The organism is Falsihalocynthiibacter sp. SS001 (genome assembly GCF_042445055.1).
GTDB lineage: Bacteria > Pseudomonadota > Alphaproteobacteria > Rhodobacterales > Rhodobacteraceae > Falsihalocynthiibacter.
Map to the genome: position 1 here is coordinate 1585744 of NZ_CP170339.1, position 18732 is coordinate 1604475.

The 18732-nt window shown below is 54.5% G+C and carries 20 protein-coding genes and 2 tRNA genes; 11 read left to right on the top strand and 11 right to left on the bottom strand.

Features of this window, described 5'->3' with window-relative positions:
* Positions 1-35 precede the first annotated feature (35 nt).
* From ACFE33_RS07680 to ACFE33_RS07690, 3 genes are all read right to left on the bottom strand, one after another.
* Positions 36-1235 carry a polysaccharide pyruvyl transferase family protein gene (locus ACFE33_RS07680; RefSeq protein WP_380051867.1) on the bottom strand — a complete coding sequence of 400 codons (1200 nt, stop codon included), beginning with the start codon at positions 1233-1235 and terminating at the stop codon, positions 36-38.
* 686 nt (positions 1236-1921) lie between these two features.
* Positions 1922-1996 (bottom strand) — tRNA-Asn (locus ACFE33_RS07685).
* 81 nt (positions 1997-2077) lie between these two features.
* A complete protein-coding gene (locus tag ACFE33_RS07690) occupies positions 2078-2986 on the bottom strand; it encodes an MBL fold metallo-hydrolase (RefSeq protein WP_380051870.1) in 909 nt (302 codons plus the stop codon).
* Positions 2987-3027: 41 nt separating this feature from the next.
* Between ACFE33_RS07690 and ACFE33_RS07695 the strand changes: the two genes are divergently transcribed.
* Positions 3028-4356, top strand: a complete 1329-nt coding sequence (locus ACFE33_RS07695; protein ID WP_380051873.1) for an ATP-binding protein — start codon at positions 3028-3030, stop codon at positions 4354-4356.
* Positions 4357-4384: 28 nt separating this feature from the next.
* Here ACFE33_RS07695 and ACFE33_RS07700 read toward each other — a convergent pair.
* Positions 4385-4461 (bottom strand) — tRNA-Ile (locus tag ACFE33_RS07700).
* A gap of 275 nt (positions 4462-4736) precedes the next feature.
* On the opposite strand from ACFE33_RS07700, the gene purM reads away from it, so the two are divergent.
* The 3 genes from purM to rnd all read left to right on the top strand — a co-directional run bounded on the left by purM (position 4737) and on the right by rnd (position 7627).
* Entirely contained in the window at positions 4737-5783 is a 1047-nt protein-coding gene (gene purM / locus ACFE33_RS07705; RefSeq protein WP_380051876.1) for a phosphoribosylformylglycinamidine cyclo-ligase, read from the top strand.
* Positions 5780-6373: a phosphoribosylglycinamide formyltransferase gene (gene purN, locus ACFE33_RS07710; protein ID WP_380051879.1), complete on the top strand. Its 594-nt coding sequence runs from the start codon at positions 5780-5782 to the stop codon at positions 6371-6373. The genes purM and purN overlap by 4 nt, the downstream gene beginning before the upstream one ends.
* Before the next feature lie 93 nt (positions 6374-6466).
* Positions 6467-7627 carry a ribonuclease D gene (gene rnd / locus ACFE33_RS07715; protein ID WP_380051882.1) on the top strand — a complete coding sequence of 387 codons (1161 nt, stop codon included), beginning with the start codon at positions 6467-6469 and terminating at the stop codon, positions 7625-7627.
* A 4-nt stretch (positions 7628-7631) separates the two neighbouring features.
* Here rnd and ACFE33_RS07720 read toward each other — a convergent pair whose 3' ends face one another.
* A complete protein-coding gene (locus tag ACFE33_RS07720; RefSeq protein WP_380051885.1) occupies positions 7632-8099 on the bottom strand; it encodes a hypothetical protein in 468 nt (155 codons plus the stop codon).
* 141 nt (positions 8100-8240) lie between these two features.
* Between ACFE33_RS07720 and ACFE33_RS07725 the strand changes: the two genes are divergently transcribed.
* Positions 8241-8663, top strand: a complete 423-nt coding sequence (locus ACFE33_RS07725) for a SufE family protein (RefSeq protein ID WP_380051888.1) — start codon at positions 8241-8243, stop codon at positions 8661-8663.
* Here the strand turns inward: ACFE33_RS07725 and ACFE33_RS07730 are convergent.
* The 6 genes from ACFE33_RS07730 to ACFE33_RS07755 all read right to left on the bottom strand — a co-directional run bounded on the left by ACFE33_RS07730 (position 8660) and on the right by ACFE33_RS07755 (position 12254).
* Complete coding sequence (locus ACFE33_RS07730) at positions 8660-9298, bottom strand: DUF1638 domain-containing protein (RefSeq protein ID WP_380051891.1); 639 nt, start codon at positions 9296-9298, stop codon at positions 8660-8662. The genes ACFE33_RS07725 and ACFE33_RS07730 overlap by 4 nt on opposite strands.
* On the bottom strand, positions 9295-9633 hold the full coding sequence (locus ACFE33_RS07735) for a YbjQ family protein (protein WP_380051894.1): 339 nt from the start codon (positions 9631-9633) through the stop codon (positions 9295-9297). Before ACFE33_RS07735 ends, ACFE33_RS07730 begins: the two co-directional genes overlap by 4 nt.
* Positions 9614-9829 (bottom strand): hypothetical protein, encoded by a 216-nt coding sequence (locus ACFE33_RS07740; protein ID WP_380051897.1) that lies wholly within the window; start codon positions 9827-9829, stop codon positions 9614-9616. Before ACFE33_RS07740 ends, ACFE33_RS07735 begins: the two co-directional genes overlap by 20 nt.
* 83 nt (positions 9830-9912) lie before the next feature.
* Positions 9913-10617, bottom strand: a complete 705-nt coding sequence (locus tag ACFE33_RS07745) for a corrinoid protein (protein ID WP_380051899.1) — start codon at positions 10615-10617, stop codon at positions 9913-9915.
* A gap of 129 nt (positions 10618-10746) precedes the next feature.
* Complete coding sequence (gene bmt, locus ACFE33_RS07750; protein WP_380051902.1) at positions 10747-11760, bottom strand: betaine--homocysteine S-methyltransferase; 1014 nt, start codon at positions 11758-11760, stop codon at positions 10747-10749.
* A 179-nt stretch (positions 11761-11939) separates the two neighbouring features.
* Positions 11940-12254, bottom strand: a complete 315-nt coding sequence (locus ACFE33_RS07755; RefSeq protein WP_380051905.1) for a DUF1476 domain-containing protein — start codon at positions 12252-12254, stop codon at positions 11940-11942.
* 182 nt (positions 12255-12436) lie between these two features.
* Between ACFE33_RS07755 and purC the strand changes: the two genes are divergently transcribed.
* From purC to ACFE33_RS07785, 6 genes are all read left to right on the top strand, one after another.
* The gene (gene purC / locus ACFE33_RS07760) at positions 12437-13201 is read left to right on the top strand and encodes a phosphoribosylaminoimidazolesuccinocarboxamide synthase (protein WP_380051908.1); all 765 of its coding nucleotides are present in this window, start codon (positions 12437-12439) and stop codon (positions 13199-13201) included.
* Positions 13202-13227: 26 nt separating this feature from the next.
* Positions 13228-13458 (top strand): phosphoribosylformylglycinamidine synthase subunit PurS, encoded by a 231-nt coding sequence (gene purS / locus ACFE33_RS07765; protein WP_380051911.1) that lies wholly within the window; start codon positions 13228-13230, stop codon positions 13456-13458.
* Positions 13458-14495 carry a zinc-binding dehydrogenase gene (locus ACFE33_RS07770; protein WP_380051914.1) on the top strand — a complete coding sequence of 346 codons (1038 nt, stop codon included), beginning with the start codon at positions 13458-13460 and terminating at the stop codon, positions 14493-14495. Before purS ends, ACFE33_RS07770 begins: the two co-directional genes overlap by 1 nt.
* Before the next feature lie 13 nt (positions 14496-14508).
* Positions 14509-15177 (top strand): phosphoribosylformylglycinamidine synthase subunit PurQ, encoded by a 669-nt coding sequence (gene purQ, locus ACFE33_RS07775; RefSeq protein ID WP_380051917.1) that lies wholly within the window; start codon positions 14509-14511, stop codon positions 15175-15177.
* Positions 15178-15266: 89 nt separating this feature from the next.
* Complete coding sequence (locus tag ACFE33_RS07780) at positions 15267-17081, top strand: ATP-binding protein (protein WP_380051920.1); 1815 nt, start codon at positions 15267-15269, stop codon at positions 17079-17081.
* A 7-nt stretch (positions 17082-17088) separates the two neighbouring features.
* Positions 17089-18420: a sigma-54-dependent transcriptional regulator gene (locus ACFE33_RS07785; RefSeq protein WP_380051923.1), complete on the top strand. Its 1332-nt coding sequence runs from the start codon at positions 17089-17091 to the stop codon at positions 18418-18420.
* Positions 18421-18732 lie beyond the last annotated feature (312 nt).

Genomic DNA, 18732 nt, shown 5'->3' on the forward strand with positions numbered 1-18732 from the left:
GAGAACTCGCGTTTATTACCCGCAAGCGAAGTAACTCAGAGTCGATTTAGAAGTGACAGTCCTGCTTCGTTGACGTGGTGTTCAAAGTTTGCCAAAGCACCGCGATAGACCTCATGAAAATCTGAAATCGATTGTTCGTTCAGGTATTTCTCGACTGCGGCGTCTACTCCAATTTTTGCAAACTCGTCCAATGAGCACGAAGGAATGCCATGATGAGAAGTCAGTTCTTGCACGCGTGTGTCAGCATGGAGAACAAGCGCTGGCTGTCCCACCTGCATCGCGGCTACGCCGCCATGGATACGGTCTCCCGCATACAAATCGTATTGAAGCGCAGCTTGGCGCCAAGCGGACACCTCGGAGAAAGAATAATATTTAGAGAAGGGCGGAGTAACTTTACATTCGTCATGAATAAGTTTCGACACCATGTCATGATTTAATGTTTGGCTCGCTTCGTTATATGCCAGCGGTTCACCCTCGAGGCGCTTCAAAACGCTTGTTTCCGATTGGAAGACATATGCAGCTTTCTTGCCGCTTAGCCCTTTCATCAACTTTTGGCCGGAGCTGTCTTGATTGCTGGTTAACGAAAGATGTCCGGCAGTCATGATTTTTTCAGTGCGTTCTGGTGCACTAATAGAAAGAGTATTTCTTGGGTAAGCAAACATGCTCGGGCAGCCGATGGATTTGGCGTTCTTGACTCCGATCGTGCGAAGCCAAGCCAGTGTCCGGTCGCCCCTCGTTCCGAATAGAACCGCGTGCTCGTCGAGCGCACGAACAAGATCAACCACGTTAGGGTTTAGATCGCTGAAATCACCCTCTGGGAGGTCATCTTGCAGTCCCATGCCAACACAATAAACTGGAATTCTAAGGTTGCGGACGAGTTCGCCGATTCCGGGTTCTTGAGCGCCGCGGCGAAGAATGTTTGCTAGCGTAATCACAACACCATCAAAGCGTCCGTTTAGCTTTTTTGCCGCAAGTTTTGGTGAGCCAGCCTTCTTAATTAACTTGAAGATGTTAATTTGGCTTGAGTGATGTCGGTCGCAATTTACCATTTGCACCATTGCCATTCGGTGAATCATATTCCCTGAATTGCCAACCAGCGTGTTGGTCAGAAAGTGTTCAGAAATATGTCCATCATTGGAGTTCGGCACACCAGACTGGTAAGATAGGCCGACAGCAGGCAATGTAATTGATTGAGGAGCTCGAAAGAATGCTAATTTGGGTAGTTTGCGAGCCATAAAGTTCAGTCCGTTTCTGAGTTTTATTTTGATTGGATACGAGTAGGTAATTCGTTTTTCGTTACACTAGAGAGACCTACCTTGTTTGCCAACAAACAATAATCTTAATTATCAACTGCGGAAGGAATTGAAGCGCTATGTGGCTTTGGACACCTCGATTGTGCATTTGGCATCAATCGGCTTTTCGAAAGTAGCGGGCACTGCATCGGGCAGGAGTTTGGCCCATCCTGCAACATCGATTGAGGTAGTAAATTTCAGGGTCGGAGGCTGTTTTCTGCAATTGGGTTCCGAGTGAGGGAGAGACCCAACGAGCGTAATCTACATACAGTAGTGCCGCGAGGCCTATGTAACTGGGTCAAGTTTGCTGTACCCTGAGACTAATTGATCCTGATGCGCTGAAGTGGATCCGTTTAATAGGTCTTTTAGCGTTGAAGCGACTTATCTGAAGAAAGCTAGTCGCATCTTGGTCGCCGAAACTCGGGCGCCAGTCACTTCGCAATGGCCGAGGAATAAGCGGCCCACAGATGTCCGCAATGCCATCTGTTCCGCTACATGCGTCTGATTACGCTAGTCAAATTGCAAAACCGTATCGGGCCGAGCGAGCTAACATACATTTCTACGATCTGTAGGTTTGCACGATAGGCTAGGCTATATCTGGAGTCATGTAGCCAAAAACACGAGGTAATTGGCTCCGACGGTAGGGATCGAACCTACGACCAATTGATTAACAGTCAACTGCTCTACCGCTGAGCTACGTCGGAACATGTGGGGCGATATAGCAACTGGGTTTTGCGGCGTCCAGAGGGATTTCGACATAAAATCAGAAAAAGTGAATTTTTCGCTCATTTTCTTGAGAAGTGGCTCGTGAAACTGAGTGGGTTTGACGCGAATACTGTATTTTTATCATATAGATCAATGAGATGCGCGAATGTGTTGCGCTCCGCTGCCGGTAGGAGCGCTTTGGGCGTATCGGTGTAAACGGCTCTGGTGATTGCTGGAATCGATTGGGGGATGGTGTTGAGAGCTACGAGGATTTTTGCTTCGCGGTCATTTCTGTGGGCGAGGAGCTCTGCGACCCTTTCTTCTGGGGAATCTATCGGGGCGCCGTGGCCTGGAAGGAAGCGTTTTAGATTCTGGCCCTGTAGTTTTTTTATTGAGTTGCGATACTGCGCAAGATCTCCGTCCGGGGGAGATATGAGAGTGCTGGCCCAGCCCATTACGTGATCGCCAGAGAACAGTGTGTCGCGATATCGAAAGCTCAAGTGGTTACAGAAATGGCCGGGGGTATGAAGTGCGGTTATCTCGTTTCCCTTCCAGCGGAAAACCTCGTTGTCCTTGAGTTCAATATCCGGTGCAAAGGTCGCGTCTACGCCTTCGCCACCTGCAACTCGGGCGCTTTGTGCGAGGGCATTCATACGCTCGGACCTTCCCGCGGTGCTCGGCCCGAAGGCATATACTTTAGCGCCAGTTTCTTGTCTTAGGCGCGCGGCGAGGGGGCTGTGATCGCGATGACTGTGGGTAATGAGGATCGCGGCGACATCCCGTCCATCAATCGCTCCGAGGAGTGCCGCAAGGTGCGCCTCATCCGCTGGTCCGGGGTCGATGACAACGACCGAGGTTTCCCCAACCAGATAGCTGTTCGTCCCCCAATAGGTCATTGGCGACGGATTCGGCGCAATGACTCTTGTGATACCTTGTTCGAGTTGCTCGGGTTTGCCGGCGGCTGGGGCAATGTTAGAGGCGTGCGGCATTGGGGCTTTCTTCTCGTTTGGGCGGGGGGTAGGGTTTTGGCATGAAATTCAGATCACTCAAAGACTATATGCCGCGCGGGTTGAATGGACGTGCAACACTCATCCTGCTGCTGCCGGTGGTTGTGGTGCAGATTGTGGTCTCCATCGTTTTTGTGCAACGTCTTTATGAGGACGTCACAAGCCAGATGACGGGCAATATCTCGATTGAGCTTCGGTTCCTGCTCGATGAGATCAACAATGCTCCTGATATTACAACGGCAAACGAGATCGTGCGCGAGACATCAAGCGCGTTGGATTTCGCGATTATTTTGCCTGACGAAACCGAGGGCCAAACGAGACGCGGGATTGAAGATCTGTCGGGGCGGCTGATTATTTCGACGCTGGAGCGCAATTTCCCGAATATTATCAAGGTTGACCTTCTGCAGGATGATCGGCGCGTGCATGTATGGCTTGAGACGAAGTTCGGCCAGATGCGGGTAATGTTTCATCGCAACCGAGTGTCGGCACGCAATCCGCATCAGTTGATCGTTCTGACGCTTTCGACCTCCATCCTAATGGCGATCATCGCTTACATATTTCTGCGCAATCAGCTGCGGCCAATTCGTCGTCTTGCGCGAGCGTCCACGGCGTTCGGTAAGGGGCAGTCCATTCGCTATCATCCGTCGGGCGCGATTGAGGTGCGTGCAGCGGGTACCGCCTTCTTGAATATGCGTTCGCGTATTGAGCGGTATATGGAGCAACGCACGTTGATGCTCTCCGGCGTTTCCCACGACCTGCGTAGCCCATTGACGCGGTTTAAGCTTGGCCTTTCAATGCTTGAGCCAAGCGATGAGGTTGCCGACCTTGAGAAGGATGTCGAAGAGATGGAGCGCCTTCTTGATGCGTTCCTTGATTTCGCCCACGCCGATGCGGGGGAAACGGCATGCGAGGTGTCGCCAATTGCATTGATGCGGGAAATCGTTGCCGACACCGAGCGTGCGGGCGGGGACGTGGCCTTGGTGCACACTGAAGGTCTGGATGAGGATCAAACCGTTCTGCTGCGACCGATTGCGATACGCCGAGCCATTGAGAACTTGATCCGCAACGCGATCCGCTATGGCGGCAAGGCCGAGGTGAGTGTTGTTGCCTCCGAACGCGCTCTTCGCTTTACGGTAGAGGATCCCGGACCAGGTATTCCAGTGTCGCAACGAGAGGAAGCACTTAAACCCTTTGCGCGCCTTGAGCCTGCTCGCAACCAAAACAAGGGAAGCGGCGTGGGGCTGGGTCTATCAATCGCGGTCGATATCGCTCGCGCCCACGGGGGCACGCTTCGACTTGGCGAAAGTGAACGTCTCGGCGGCTTGCAAGCCGACCTTATTATTGCGCGATAAGAGTGATTTTGGGAAAGCGGAGGGTCGGTGGTAGGCCCGGAGGGACTTGAACCCCCAACCAAAGCGTTATGAGCGCTCTGCTCTAACCAATTGAGCTACAGGCCCGCCTAGCGCCTGATTACGCATCTGCTTGCGGGCGGTCAAGGCGCGAATGGGAAAAACGTACTTTTTGTCAAAGCGAGGAATTTGTGCGTTTGTTCTGGTGACTATCGGCGCTTTAGAAAAACCGTTCTTGCGAGAGTGAAGCTATATCAAAGCGTGTGGTAATCGGCTTGTTTCTGCGGCGCATATGCGAAGGAAATCAACACTTTTTGCATCGCCTATTCCCTTTGGAACCTGCTTGCGCTAAAGCAGCGCCAACAGTGAAAAAGGGGCCTCCTATGTCGAACGAGAAAAACGGTCTGACCTATGCCGATGCTGGTGTGGATATCGATGCCGGAAACGCGCTGATTGATCGCATCAAGCCCGCCGCCAAGCGCACGAAACGTTCGGGCGTTATGTCGGGACTCGGAGGCTTCGGCGCGTTGTTTGACCTGAAGGGGGCAGGGTACAACGACCCTATCCTTGTCGCCGCAACAGACGGCGTGGGGACCAAGCTGCGTATTGCAATTGATACAGGTAACATGAGCACGATCGGCATTGATCTGGTGGCCATGTGTGTGAATGACCTTGTATGTCAGGGCGCAGAGCCGCTCCTTTTCCTCGATTATTTTGCGACAGGCAAGCTTGACCTTGATGAAGCGACCGACATCATCAACGGTATCGCTAAAGGCTGTGAACTCTCTGGAGCCGCGCTGATTGGTGGCGAGACTGCGGAAATGCCGGGCATGTATAGCGAAGGCGACTTTGACCTCGCCGGATTTGCCGTTGGCGCGATGGAGCGCGGCACAGATTTGCCTGCAGGTGTTGCCGAGGGCGATGTTCTCTTGGGGCTCGCAAGTGACGGTGTCCATTCAAACGGTTATTCTTTGGTACGCAAAGTTGTTGAGGTGTCTGGCCTTGAGTGGGCTTCCGATTGTCCATTCGGCGAAGGGACATTGGGCGAAGCGTTGCTTGCGCCAACACGTCTCTATGTTAAGCAGTGCCTCGCGGCGGTTCGGGCCGGCGGTGTTCACGCTCTGGCGCATATCACTGGCGGCGGTCTTACCGAAAACTTGCCACGTGTTCTTCCTGAAGGATTGGGCGCGGTCATTGACCTTAACGCATGGGAATTGCCGCCTGTTTTCAAATGGTTGGCAGAGACAGCGAAGATCGAACAATCTGAGCTTTTGAAGACCTTCAACTCGGGCGTCGGAATGGTGCTGAGTGTTGCACCTGATCGTGCGGCGGCATTGACAGAACTGCTCGAAGAAGCGGGCGAAACTGTTTACACGCTCGGCCATGTGACCAAGGGCGAAGGTGTTCGCTATTCAGGCAAGCTCTTGTGAGCCAGCGCGTCGCTATCCTGATATCGGGGGGCGGCTCGAATATGCTGTCGCTCTGCGATGATATGCAGGGTGACCATCCTGCTCGTCCTGTTCTCGTGTTGTCCAATAATCCAGCCGCTGGTGGCCTTGCAAAGGCTGCGGCGCGGGGAATTCCTGTCGCAACTTTGGATCATCGTCCATTCGGCAAAGATCGTCTGGCTTTCGATACAGCGATGACCGAGATCATCGAACGCGCGGCGCCCGATGTGATTTGCCTTGCGGGGTTTATGCGGATTTTCACTCCCGAGTTCACCGCGCGATGGTCGGGAAAGATGCTAAATATCCACCCGTCATTGCTCCCTAAATACAAAGGGTTGGACACGCATGCGCGCGCCATCGAAGCCGGGGACAAAGAGGCCGGTTGCTCCGTCCACGAGGTTACCGCAGAGCTGGATGGCGGACCGATCCTTGGCCAAGCGCGGGTGCCGATTTTGCCTGATGATACACCCGAAACCTTGGCGGCGCGGATACTTCCGTTGGAACATCGCCTTTATCCTGCGGCCTTGCGCCGTTTTCTTCAGGGGGATCGCAGTCGCGTAGATTTGACCTAGTTCAGGTAATCGAGCGCTCGCTCCCTTTTCTTTTGCAACGGTCTTCCCTAAGATCAGCCGAAATCGGCATAACAAGAAAAAGAACGACGTTTCATGATCACCATTACCACGACGAGCGAACTTGCGGCCTATTGTGAAAGGGCGGCGACATTTCCTTATGTGACTGTCGACACAGAGTTTTTGCGCGAGCGGACTTACTACTCCAAATTGTGCCTCGTGCAGCTAGCAGTCGCTGGTGATGATGATGAACAGGATGCGGTACTGGTCGATCCGCTTGTCGATGGCCTCTCTCTTGAGCCGCTCTATGATCTCTTTCGCAACGAAAATGTCGTGAAGGTATTCCACGCCGCCCGTCAGGATCTGGAGATATTCTTTATCGAGGGTAAGGTCTTTCCAAAGCCATTGTTTGATACGCAAGTCGCGGCGATGGTCTGTGGATTTGGGGAGCAGGTCGGCTATGAAACGCTCGTGCGCAAGGTTGCCAAAGCGTCGGTCGACAAGACATCGCGCTTCACGGATTGGTCGCGTCGCCCGCTGACAGATGCCCAGAAAAATTATGCACTGGCGGATGTTACGCACCTGCGTGACATCTATGAGTTCCTTGCGAAGGAATTGAAAAAATCAAATCGTTCCAAATGGGTAGAGGAGGAAATTCAAGTCCTTCTAAGTCCTGAAACATATGTCATCAATCCCGATGATGCGTGGAAGCGCGTCAAGACCCGCACCAATAGCGGCAAGTTTATGGGGCTGGTCAAAACGCTGGCGCGGTTCCGTGAAGAGCACGCGCAAGCACGCAATATCCCGCGAAATCGTGTGTTCAAGGATGACGCGTTGTTGGAGCTTGCCTCAACAAAACCAAAGACCATCGAGGACTTGGGCCGCTCTCGTTTGCTGTTACGCGAAGCGCGGCGCGGAGATATCGCGGACGGAATTCTAGAAGCGATTTCCGACGGGCTAAAGCTACCTGAGAGTCAAATTCCCAAGCCCGATCGCTCCCGTGAAAAACTACAGGTCAATCCGGCGCTTGCCGATCTTTTGCGTGTGCTGCTCAAGGCAAAATGTGAGCGGACCGGAGTTGCGCCTAAGTTGATCGCAAACTCTGCTGATCTGGATGTGATCGCGGCAGGGGGGCGTGACGTGAAGGCGCTCAGCGGCTGGCGTGCCGAGGTATTTGGCGAGGATGCCATGCGCCTTTGCCGTGGCGAGGTTGCCCTTGCGCTTAAGGGGCAGACTGTGGATGTTGTGTCGCTCTAAGCGGCTATTGCGAGCGGCTGGTGCGTGAATTGGTCGCCGAATAAACGGTAATTCCACTTACATTCCGAAGCTTAGCGTTCGAAATAAAGTGCGCTACGACAACTTCGCGCGACACCTGCGTGGAGGAGCGGTGATCCCTTGTCGGTTCAACGATGCGGAATTCATATTCCAGAATACCCTTGTTCGGCAGCTCGCCATTGCGTGGCACGAGGTCTGCGGTGTGGTATCCTTGCGTAGGTGGATGGCCCGTGACGTGAACGATCACCCCGCCGTTTGTGTTTACCACGGACATTTCGGTAATGTCTGTAACCAAGCCACGCGGGTCTTTTACCACCACATATCCGCCTTCTGGGGCGAGCGAGGTCGCAACTTCCTGACTGCCGCCCCAAGTGAGCGGATTGTAACGCGATTCTGAGGAGCAAGCGCCAAGCGCTATCGCGGCGGACACCAAAATAAGGGTTTGAATTTTCATGTCTTGCCTCTCTCTTGGCGTATCGCTTTGCATTTGCGTAGCGCACTATGAAGCGTTTGAAAAGCCTGAACACAGTTGCAAATCGGGGGTGGACCTTTTGCGCGTGGCCTTTTACCTCAGGGGAAAGACCTTGGAGCAGTTATGGCCACCGAAGCATTTGAAGAAATCGCCGAAACATTTGAATTCCTCGATGACTGGGAGGATCGCTATCGCCATGTGATTGAACTTGGCAAAGCGATGCCAGAACTTGAACCGGAATTTCGGGTGCCCGCGACCAAAGTGGATGGTTGCGCCAGTCAAGTTTGGTTGATGCCGAATGTAAGCGGGCAGGGACCAGACGCGACTTTTGATTTTCGGGGCGAGAGTGACGCAATGATCGTGCGCGGGCTGGTTGCCGTGCTGCACGCGTTGTTTTCTGGGCTTACTGTGCGGGAGGTTCTGACCGTGGATGCCCCCGCCGAGCTGGGCCGTTTGGGGCTGGACGAGCACTTGTCGTCCCAGCGGTCAAATGGTGTTCGGGCGATGGTCGAACGCATCCGCAAAATTGCGCAGGATACGCTCTAGACCTTCTCAAGCGCGGTTTCCAGATCACCGTATCCAGTAAAACGACGTTCAAACGCAAGGCCTAGTCGCTCGGCGCATTCTTGCGCCTTGAGGGTAAGGGCGGGGTCGTCCGTTTGGGCCTGATAGACAAGTTTGGTGTAGTTCCCAAAGTACATATCACGCAACTGTGGGTGCCGATCTAGGCCCATCGGTTTGATAACAAACGCATCGAACTGCCGTACCAAGAAGTCTGTGAGGTAGAAGGCCGTAATTTCGTCGGGATGCTCGGCAAAGGCGTCAACACCTTCGAAAAACGCATAGCAATGCGGGCCAGAGATCATTTCGACGCCGAGTTCATCGCACTCTTTCTTGAGTAACCCACCCGTTCCGCAATCAGCGTAAACAACGAAAATATCATCATAATTCTCGCGCTCTTCGCGCACGGTCTCGGCAACTCTTGCGGGGATATCTTGCGGGGTAAGGTGGAGTTTGGCGGGGAGGCAACGCAGCGCAAGGTGCTCCCAGTTGTTGATTTTCTTGAGGGCCAGAATTTCATGCGCCAATGCTCCGCATGCGATAAGAAGCACGCGCCCTGGCGCAAGCGTCAGTTCGTCTTCTCTTAGGCGCGCGTTGCTTATGTCTGGCGCAATGGTCATGCCGAGAGTTTGACCGCCGTGCCATAGAACACAACTTCGGATGCGCCATTCTGGATTGCGGATGTTTGCATACGGACGCCGACAATGGCATCTGCGCCGAGGGTTCGGGCGTCTTCAATCATTCGGTCCATGGCTTGTTCGCGTGCTCCGGCGAGGAGTTGTGCATACTCGCGGACTTCGCCGCCGACCAAATTGCGCAGGGACGCGGCAATATCGGCGCCCACGTGTTTTGCGCGGACTGTCGATCCTTTGACGATCCCCAAAACTTCGGTGATATCGCGGCCCGGTACGGTCTCGATGGTCAGCGCGAGGAGGCTATTTCTCGATGTTGTCATAGTGATCGTCCTCTTTGTTGGTCACACGCTCTCTGATGACGCGCACCACGATATATGCGATCAGCGCTGTCGGGATCAGGAGGAGGAAGCCGCCTGGAATTTCCAAGCTGACCGCGAAAATACTTGCAAGATATAACGTCGCCGCCGCAGCAGCGATGACAATCACAAGGATAAGGAACAGTTTATCTAAGGGCATAACAATCTCCAATCACTTAAAATATGGGAACGGAGGTGATGAATGTTAAGCTCCGCGATCAGCAATCGCGCGGGGCGCGGGGATTAACCCGCTGCCGCCGCTTGGTTGTGTTTGCGTGCGATGAAATCCTTTGCCGTTTCCACAGCAACCGCCGCATCACGGCAATAGGCATCTGCGCCAATGGCCTTGCCGAATTCCTCGTTTAGCGGCGCGCCGCCGACAAGAACGATGTAATCCTCGCGGATTCCCTGTTCGATCATCGTGTCGATCACGACTTTCATATAGGGCATCGTTGTTGTCAGAAGGGCGGACATGCCCAGAATATCGGCATCTTCGCGCTTGAGCGCTTCTAGGTAATCCTCAACAGGGTTGTTAATGCCAAGGTCGATGATCTCAAAACCAGCGCCTTCCATCATCATGCCGACGAGGTTCTTGCCGATGTCGTGAATGTCGCCCTTTACGGTTCCAATCACCATCTTGCCCATGCGTGGCGCACCGGTTTCAACGAGCAGTGGCTTGAGGATTGCCATGCCGCCCTTCATCGCGCCCGCGGCCAGAAGAACCTCTGGCACAAACAGAATACCGTCGCGGAAATCGTTGCCCACAATTGTCATGCCCGACACAAGCGCTTTGGTCAGGATGTCGTAAGGCTGCCAGCCGCGCTCGAGAAGAATATCAACCGCTTCTTCGATTTCCTCTTTCATGCCGTCATACAGGTCGTCCTGCATTTGCAGCACGAGTTCGTCGTCAGAAAGTTCGCTTAGGATGATGTCGTCTTCGTCAGCCATATTGTAACCCTATGATAGGGCGCGAGATCGCGCGGTGTTTACCCATATTTGGGCCGTGTTTGAGCGCGGAACTAGGCATTTTGCGACATGCTTGGCCTTGGTTCCGACGCCTTGGGGCAGTTTGAGGGCTTATCCTCTCCGGCGGCGGCGAGGGCGCTCTGGTTTGTTAGCGTCGTCGCCGGTTCCGTCACCTGCGGAAGAAAAGCCGCCTAGGCGCTCAGTGATGGTCTCAAGCGAGGGGCGGGGGCCCGCTTCGCGTGTTTCCAATGCTTCGCGCATGGCGCGCAGGTGTTCAGGTGTTGTGCCACAGCAACCGCCAATGATTGTTGCACCGGAATCACGCGCGAGGCAGGCATAATCTGCCATCAATTCAGGCGTGCCGTCATAGTGGATGTGCCCCTCGTGGAACTTTGGAATTCCTGCGTTCCCTTTGGAGATAAGCGGTGTTTCTGTACCACGCGCCGAGAAACCCTGAACCGTGCGCAGCAGATCAGAAGCCCCAACGCCACAGTTCGCACCAAAGGCGAGCGGCTGGTTTTCGATCTTGGCAACAAGGTCAACCATATCCGAGGACGTAACGCCCATCATCGTACGGCCGGCGGTGTCAAAGCTCATCGTGCCACACCACGGCATATCGGCGAGTTTGAATGCTTCTGCGGCGGCGCGGTATTCCTCGGGTGCCGAGATTGTCTCAAGCCAGAGCACATCTGCGCCACCTTCTTTGAGGGCGACGGCTTGCTCGTGGAACATCTCAACCGCGATCTCGTGAGTTAGGCTGCCCATCGGCACCATGATCTCACCAGTCGGGCCAACAGAACCCGCAACCACAACAGGGCGGCCCGCAGCATCGGCAACTTCGCGTGCAAGGTTCGCCGCAGCGATGTTTAGCTCGCCCACGCGGTTTTGCGCATCGTGAAGTTTAAGACGGCTGGCGTTGCCGCCGAACGTATTGGTCAGGAACAGATCGGATCCCGCATCAACCGCACCGCGATAGAGTGCCTTGATTTTCTCGGGTTCTTCGACGTTCCACATTTCGGGGGCATCGCCAGAAGAGAGGCCCATGTTGAACAGATTGGTACCCGTAGCGCCATCCGCCAGAATCCAGTCGCGCTCTGAGAGCATACGTTGCAAAGCGTTGGTCATCGGGTTGCCTTTCTAAAACACATAAAGCCCCGCAATTTTTGGGGGCTGGGGGTCAAATGCCAGTTTTTGCAACAAGGTGCAAATTCATATTGATCATAATGATAGTGAGCGGCGCTCATATGCCGCCCGCTATCGGGTATGCGCGCCCGTTCGTGTAGAGGGGCACGCAAACACTTAGATTAGTGCTCTTCGAGCAATTGCCCTTTAGCAACCAGAAGAAGCTCATCCATTTTTGCGCGCACCGTGGCTTCGTCCGCGAGACCATCAAGATCGCCGGTGACTTTGCGCACGACATCGTCATGGCCTGCTTCTTCGAAATCGGATTTAACTACTTCGAGGGCATAAGCGTTCGCGTCGTCGCCTGATTTTCCCAGCAGTTCCGCCGCCCAGAGTCCAACCAATTTGTTACGACGGGCGTCCGCTTTGAATTGCATTTCTGCGTCATGGGCGAATTTCGCTTCATAGGCGTGCTCGCGTTCGTCGAATGTCGTCATGTTTTGTCCTCGGGATTATGTTCAAGGTGAAAAAGTCTATACTTTATTATATGGCAACTCGTACGCGCGCCTGCAAGAGTGATGGTGATCCTTGCGGCAACGCGGCCCATAGCTTATAGGGCGCGCAGGGTAGTAATGTTCCTTTGGCTACCAAACCGCAGCATCCGAAGATCGGAATTGATATGGCACGTCGCACGAAGATTTATGAAGGCAAAGCAAAAACACTTTTTGAAGGGCCCGAACCTGACACATTAGTGCAGTATTTTAAGGACGATGCGACGGCATTCAACGCCGAGAAAAAGGGTGTGATTGACGGCAAGGGCGTTTTGAATAATCGCCTGAGCGAGTTTTTCATGAAGGGTCTGGAGCAGATCGGCGTTCCGACTCACTTTCTGAAACGTCTGAATATGCGCGAGCAACTCATCCGCAAGGTCGAGATTGTTCCCCTTGAGGTAATCGTGCGCAATTTCGCGGCAGGTTCGTTTAGCAAGCGTATGGGCGTCGAAGAGGGCACACCGATGCCGCGTCCGATTGTCGAGTTTTCCTATAAGGATGACGCGCTTGGCGATCCGCTGGTTCCAGAAGAATACATCATCGCATTCGGTTGGGCGACCCAGCAGGAATTGGACGATATCGTTGCAATGGCGCTTCGCGTGAACGACTATCTCTCTGGCGTTATGTACGGCGTCGGCATCACGCTGATCGATTTCAAGATCGAGATGGGCCGCGTATATGACGGTGATTTCCAGCGCTTGGTCGTTGCCGATGAAATTAGCCCTGATAGCTGTCGTTTGTGGGATATCGAAACTGGCCGCAAGCTCGACAAAGACGTATTCCGTCAGGATCTCGGCGATTTGGCCGATGCTTATACCGAGGTTGCCAAGCGTTTGGGCGTTATGCCGTCGAACGTGACGCACCCCCCGAGTAAACCGACCCTCATCAACTAAATTCCTCTCTAAAAGAAAGTGCTGCCATGAAAGCCCGTGTACATGTGATGCTAAAAAACGGTGTTCTCGACCCTCAGGGGGCCGCAGTGCGTCATGCGCTGGGTACGCTTGGATTTGACGGTGTGAATGATGTACGCCAAGGCAAGGTTATCGAGCTTGACCTTGCCGATGGCACATCCGAAGCGACCGTTGCCGAGATGTGCGAAAAGCTGCTCGCGAATACCGTTATCGAAAGCTACACAATCGAGATCGCGTAATGCGCGCCGCCGTCCTTCGGGAATATAACGCTGACCTCTCGCTTGAGACGGTCGCTGATCCGGTGTGTCCGGAAGATGGCGTTGTTCTTGAAGTGGCGGCCTGTGGTGTTTGCCGTTCGGATTGGCATGGTTGGGTTGGCGAGCATCCGCGCGTCAAGCCGGGCCAGATTCCGGGCCATGAATATTGCGGCACAGTCGTAGAGGCGGGGCCGCGCGCAAAATACGCGGTGGGCGACCGATTGGTTGCGCCGTTTATTCTAGCGTGCGGTTCCTGTCCGTCTTGTCAATCGGGGCATCAAAATACCTGCCCCGATCAGCGCTTGCCTGGATTTATCGAGCCGGGCGCTTTTGCTGAATATATCGCCGTGCCCTTCGATCATAACCTTGCGCGCCTTCCAGAAGGACTTTCGCCTACAATCGCGGCGGGGCTGGGTTGCCGCGTCACGACTGCTTGGCACGCTTTGACAGGGCGTGCAGCTGTTCAGGCGGGCGAGTGGGTTGCTGTCCACGGAACGGGCGGCGTCGGACTTTCCGCGCTCCTCTTGGCCAAGGCGCTCGGCGCGCGGGTCGTTGTGGTGGATATAGTTGAAGAGAAACTCACCCATGCTTTGGGCCTCGGTGCCGATGCGGCGGTGAATGCGTTGAAAGGCGACCCCGCCAAAGCCATTCGCGAATTAGCCGGCGGTGGCGCTCACGTTAGCATCGAAGCGCTTGGCATTGAGGCAACAACAAACGCCTCAATCGAATGTTTGCGCCCACTTGGGCGGCACGTTCAGGTCGGAATGCCTGTTGGGCATACGGCACACATGAATATCAATATGAGCGCTGTCTACTTGGGTAATCTCGCGTTGTATGGAACACGCGGCATGCCGTCGTGGCGATATCCGAGCCTGCTGTCGTTGATCGAGAGTGGGGCGGTGGATATGTCGCCGCTCATCGCTCGCGAAATCCCTCTCTCTGCTGCCAGTGACGAGTTGCGCGCCTTTAACGGGCCGACCGCACCGGGCGTTGCTGTTATCACTCAATTTACTGCCTAAAAGGACCACGATCATGAAAGCTGCTGTCATTGTATTCCCCGGTTCCAACTGTGATCGCGATCTTGCGGTGGCACTTCGCGAAAGCGGTGCTGATGTCGAAATGGTTTGGCACAAGGACACAAGCCTCCCGTCGGGCCTCGATTTTGTCGGTGTTCCAGGTGGCTTTAGTTTTGGCGATTATCTGCGTTGTGGTGCGATTGCTGCGCAGAGCCCGATTTGTCAGTCGGTTGTTGAATTCGCCAACAAGGGCGGACACGTATTCGGCGTTTGCAATGGCTTTCAGATTTTGACAGAAACGGGCCTTCTTCCGGGGGCGTTGCTTCGGAACGCAGGACTGAAGTACATCTGCAAGACAACGCCGCTTGTCGTTCAAAACGCAGAGAGCGCCTACACACAGGGTTACGAAGTGGGGCAGGTGATCGATATTCCGATTGCCCACCACGACGGAAACTACACAGCCGACGCCGATACGGTTGCGCGCCTGAAGGATGAAGGCCGTGTTGCGTTCACATATCAGGATAATCCCAATGGTTCGACCGATGATATTGCGGGCGTGCTGAGCGCGAATAAACGTGTCCTTGGCATGATGCCGCACCCAGAACGCGCGTTTGACGATGTGCATGTAGGGACCGACGGACAGGCGTTTTTCCGCTCGCTTGTGGGCCAGATGATCAACGCATAGGGACATTATCTTGAGCAGGCGCTTACATCGTCCTATTGTAGGGCATGGCTGCTCAAGACCCTAGCTCCCCAGTCACTTCGAATGGGGACATGACGCAAGACAAGAATGAGACGCCCGAACGCGCCGATAAATCGCGCCGTTCAGGACGCGCAAGAGGTATACGCGTTGTGAAAACAGGCTGGTGGCTGCGGCTAATTCTGATCTTTGCGATTGTTGCAGGTGTGGCCGTTGTCTGGACAACGAACATGCTCCTGACGGAGCGGTACACCGAAACAACGCGAAGTCGCGCGCAGGTGCGATTGGCTCTATATTCTGGGAACATGATCGCCGAGCTGCGTCGAAGCGCTATCGTGCCGCAACTCCTTGGTCGTGACCCCGCTTTGACGAATGCGCTGAGTTCGGGTGACTATAGCAAATCGAGCCAGCACCTTATTACCTACGCCGAAGAAATCGGCATTTCGGGGCTTCAGTTGCTCGACGAGGGCGGGCGCGTCGTGGCGGCGACCGATCGTAATAAACTGGGCCTGAACGCGCGAAACTCGGCACCTTTTGTCGCCGCGTCGCGTGCAGAGGGAACCGTTTTTAGCATTGAGCAAACAGAATCGGGACCAGCCTCTTTTGCATATTCTCAAAAGCTTTCGGTCAATCAGAAGTTCGCTGGCGTTATCGTTGTCGATGTGAACCTTCGCCAGTTTGAAACTGGCTGGAAAGGGACCGCCGACGCGGTCATGGTTACGGATTCCGAGGGCCGGATTATCCTGTCAACGGAACCGCGGTGGCGCGGGCTGAACGAGACAAACGCCCTTGCTGCGCAAAGCCCGTCGACCGCGATTTTGCGGGCGATCAACGCGACTTCGGATTGGGCAGATAGCACATGGATTGACCTGCCTGTCGAAGCCTATTTGCAGGGCGAGGCACTCATGCGCCAAGAGGTGCGAGTGCCCTTCCAAGGCTGGAAAATGACCAGCTTCACGAGTTTCGCCTCGGTGCGGGACAAGGTGAACGGCGTTCTGGCGCTCGAGATCATGGTGTTTGCGCTGCTTATCGCGCTCGGGTTTTATTTCACTTCCCGCCGTGCGCGGCTGTCATCAATGTTCTTTCAGAACGAGTCCGCGGAACTTCGCCAACTTAATCAAAGACTTCAGCGTGAAATTGCCGAGCGTGAAAAGGTCGAAAAACACCTTGATATGGCTGAGCAGACCTTGGCCCAAAGCTCCAAGCTCGCCGCCCTCGGCGAGATGTCGGCGGCTGTGTCGCACGAACTCAACCAGCCCCTCGCGGCTATGAAAACGTACCTTGCGGGTGCCAAGCTCCTCCTACAGCGTAAACGTCCCGAAGAAGCGCAGGCGAGTTTCCAGCGCATTGACGACCTGATCGAGCGGATGGGCGCAATTACCAAGCAGCTTAAAAGCTATGCGCGCAAGGGTGGTGATACGTTCCGACCCTTTGATTTGCGACAGGCGCTATCTTCGGCACTCTCGATGATGGAGCCGCAACTCAAGCAGCGCCACGTTGAGGTGACGCGTACAATTCCTCGTGAGCCAGTCATGGTTCTGGCCGACCAGATGCGGTTGGAGCAGGTGATTATTAACCTGTTCCGCAACGCCCTCGACGCCACCAAAACGTCCCAGAACCCCAAAATTGAGGTGCTTCTGACCGCTGGGGAGAGCGCAGTTTTGGCTGTACGGGACAATGGCGAAGGTATCGAAGATTTGGACTCTTTGTTCGAACCGTTTTATACTACGAAAGCTCCCGGAGATGGTGTGGGCCTTGGGCTTGCCATTTCCAGCGGCATCGTTAACGATTTTGGTGGACGACTGACAGCGCGACATTCCGCCAAGGGGGGGGCTGTATTTGAAGTAACGCTCCCCATATTAAGTGAAGAATACGAAGCAGCCGAATGAGGACAAAATGGCCAAAGCCATGAAAATCGCCATCGTGGATGACGAAAAAGATATGCGCCAATCGATCAGCCAGTGGTTGGCGCTTTCGGGCTTCGATACGGAGTCCTATGCGAGTGCCGAAGAGGCGCTGAAATCCGTGGGCGCAGACTATCCGGGCATTGTTGTTTCGGACATTCGGATGCCGGGCATGGATGGAATGGGCTTTTTACGCAAATTGATGAGCGTGGATTCCGGCTTGCCCGTCATTCTGATTACGGGGCACGGTGATGTACCGATGGCCGTAGAGGCGATGCGGGTAGGGGCTTATGATTTCCTAGAAAAACCGTTCAACCCTGATCAAATGACCGATCTTGCCAAGAAGGCAACACAGACCCGACGCTTGACGCTAGATAGCCGCGCGTTGCGGCGTGAATTGGGCGACGGCGGTGCGGTGATGAAGAAACTCATCGGTGCAAGCCCAGAAATGGAGCGTCTGCGTGAAGATATTCTGGACCTCGGGCAGGCTGACGGACACGTCCTTATCGAAGGTGAGACTGGAACAGGCAAAACTTTGGTCGCTCACGCGCTTCATGCCGTTGGTGCGCGGGCAGGGAAGAAGTTCAAGCTGATCTCCTGCGCGGCCTTTGAAGAAGAGGAGCTCACACGGCGCTTGTTTGGCCCGATTGATGAGGGTGGAAATCAGCCACTTGTTGAGGCCGCACGCGGCGGGACGCTTGTTCTTGAGGATGTTGAGGCCCTGAGCCAAAGCCTTCAGGCGCGTCTTTTGACGTTCATGAACGATCAGGGAACCCCCGCAGAGACACGGATCATCGCGATTTGTAATCTACAGGAACAGGGCAAAACCTGTGAAGATGCGCTGCGCGCAGATCTCTTCTATCGGTTGGCTGCTCTGAAAATCACACTTCCTCCTTTGCGCCAACGGGGCGAAGATATTCTCTTGCTGTTTACACGCTTGTCGGAGCAATTCGCCGAGGAATACGGCTGCGAAGCCCCGCAGGTTAGCGCGCAAGAGGCGGCGCAGCTTTTGCAATCACCATGGCCGGGCAATGTACGCCAGCTTATCAATATTGCTGAACGTGCGGTTCTGCAAAATCGTCGGGGATCGGGCACAATCGCCAGCCTATTGATGGCAGACAACGATGATGTCGCCCCAACCATGACCACAGATGGCAAGCCGCTGAAGGAATATGTCGAGGCGTTCGAGCGTATGTTGATCGATAACACAATGCGCCGTCACAAGGGCAGCATCGTGAACGTAATGGAAGAATTATGCCTCCCGCGCCGAACCCTAAATGAGAAAATGGCGAAATACGCGCTCTCTCGTTCGGAATATATTTAGGCACGTTTCGTCTATTTGCTTAAAAATGCGCGCAATTTGTTGGTTCAAGTTGCGCGTTAACCATTTTCCCCATTGTCATTTGCCTAACAAGCCCATTAATATCGTCATACGGTGGGCCGTCCAATTGAGGACAGTACCGCACGGAGAGTTTCGCTGCGACCGGCGGGACGGAGTGATAGCTCTGACGACGGCGCAGACCGATAGGCCGCAAGGCCACTAATTTGCCCGCGAGGCCGCAAGCCGGCCCGGGCGCATGAACGGATGACATTATCCCAGTGGTAATGAGCATCGGAGCAGAAACGCGATGAGACG

Excerpts from the sequence above, each read along its gene's own strand:
- ACFE33_RS07680 (WP_380051867.1), bottom strand. The coding sequence starts at position 1,235 with ATGGCTCGCAAACTACCCAAATTAGCATTCTTTCGAGCTCCTCAATCA.
- ACFE33_RS07690 (WP_380051870.1), bottom strand. The coding sequence starts at position 2,986 with ATGCCGCACGCCTCTAACATTGCCCCAGCCGCCGGCAAACCCGAGCAA.
- ACFE33_RS07695 (WP_380051873.1), top strand. The coding sequence starts at position 3,028 with ATGAAATTCAGATCACTCAAAGACTATATGCCGCGCGGGTTGAATGGA.
- purM (WP_380051876.1), top strand. The coding sequence starts at position 4,737 with ATGTCGAACGAGAAAAACGGTCTGACCTATGCCGATGCTGGTGTGGAT.
- rnd (WP_380051882.1), top strand. The coding sequence starts at position 6,467 with ATGATCACCATTACCACGACGAGCGAACTTGCGGCCTATTGTGAAAGG.
- ACFE33_RS07720 (WP_380051885.1), bottom strand. The coding sequence starts at position 8,099 with ATGAAAATTCAAACCCTTATTTTGGTGTCCGCCGCGATAGCGCTTGGC.
- ACFE33_RS07725 (WP_380051888.1), top strand. The coding sequence starts at position 8,241 with ATGGCCACCGAAGCATTTGAAGAAATCGCCGAAACATTTGAATTCCTC.
- ACFE33_RS07730 (WP_380051891.1), bottom strand. The coding sequence starts at position 9,298 with ATGACCATTGCGCCAGACATAAGCAACGCGCGCCTAAGAGAAGACGAA.
- ACFE33_RS07735 (WP_380051894.1), bottom strand. The coding sequence starts at position 9,633 with ATGACAACATCGAGAAATAGCCTCCTCGCGCTGACCATCGAGACCGTA.
- ACFE33_RS07740 (WP_380051897.1), bottom strand. The coding sequence starts at position 9,829 with ATGCCCTTAGATAAACTGTTCCTTATCCTTGTGATTGTCATCGCTGCT.
- ACFE33_RS07745 (WP_380051899.1), bottom strand. The coding sequence starts at position 10,617 with ATGGCTGACGAAGACGACATCATCCTAAGCGAACTTTCTGACGACGAA.
- bmt (WP_380051902.1), bottom strand. The coding sequence starts at position 11,760 with ATGACCAACGCTTTGCAACGTATGCTCTCAGAGCGCGACTGGATTCTG.
- ACFE33_RS07755 (WP_380051905.1), bottom strand. The coding sequence starts at position 12,254 with ATGACGACATTCGACGAACGCGAGCACGCCTATGAAGCGAAATTCGCC.
- purC (WP_380051908.1), top strand. The coding sequence starts at position 12,437 with ATGGCACGTCGCACGAAGATTTATGAAGGCAAAGCAAAAACACTTTTT.
- purS (WP_380051911.1), top strand. The coding sequence starts at position 13,228 with ATGAAAGCCCGTGTACATGTGATGCTAAAAAACGGTGTTCTCGACCCT.
- ACFE33_RS07770 (WP_380051914.1), top strand. The coding sequence starts at position 13,458 with ATGCGCGCCGCCGTCCTTCGGGAATATAACGCTGACCTCTCGCTTGAG.
- purQ (WP_380051917.1), top strand. The coding sequence starts at position 14,509 with ATGAAAGCTGCTGTCATTGTATTCCCCGGTTCCAACTGTGATCGCGAT.
- ACFE33_RS07780 (WP_380051920.1), top strand. The coding sequence starts at position 15,267 with ATGACGCAAGACAAGAATGAGACGCCCGAACGCGCCGATAAATCGCGC.
- ACFE33_RS07785 (WP_380051923.1), top strand. The coding sequence starts at position 17,089 with ATGGCCAAAGCCATGAAAATCGCCATCGTGGATGACGAAAAAGATATG.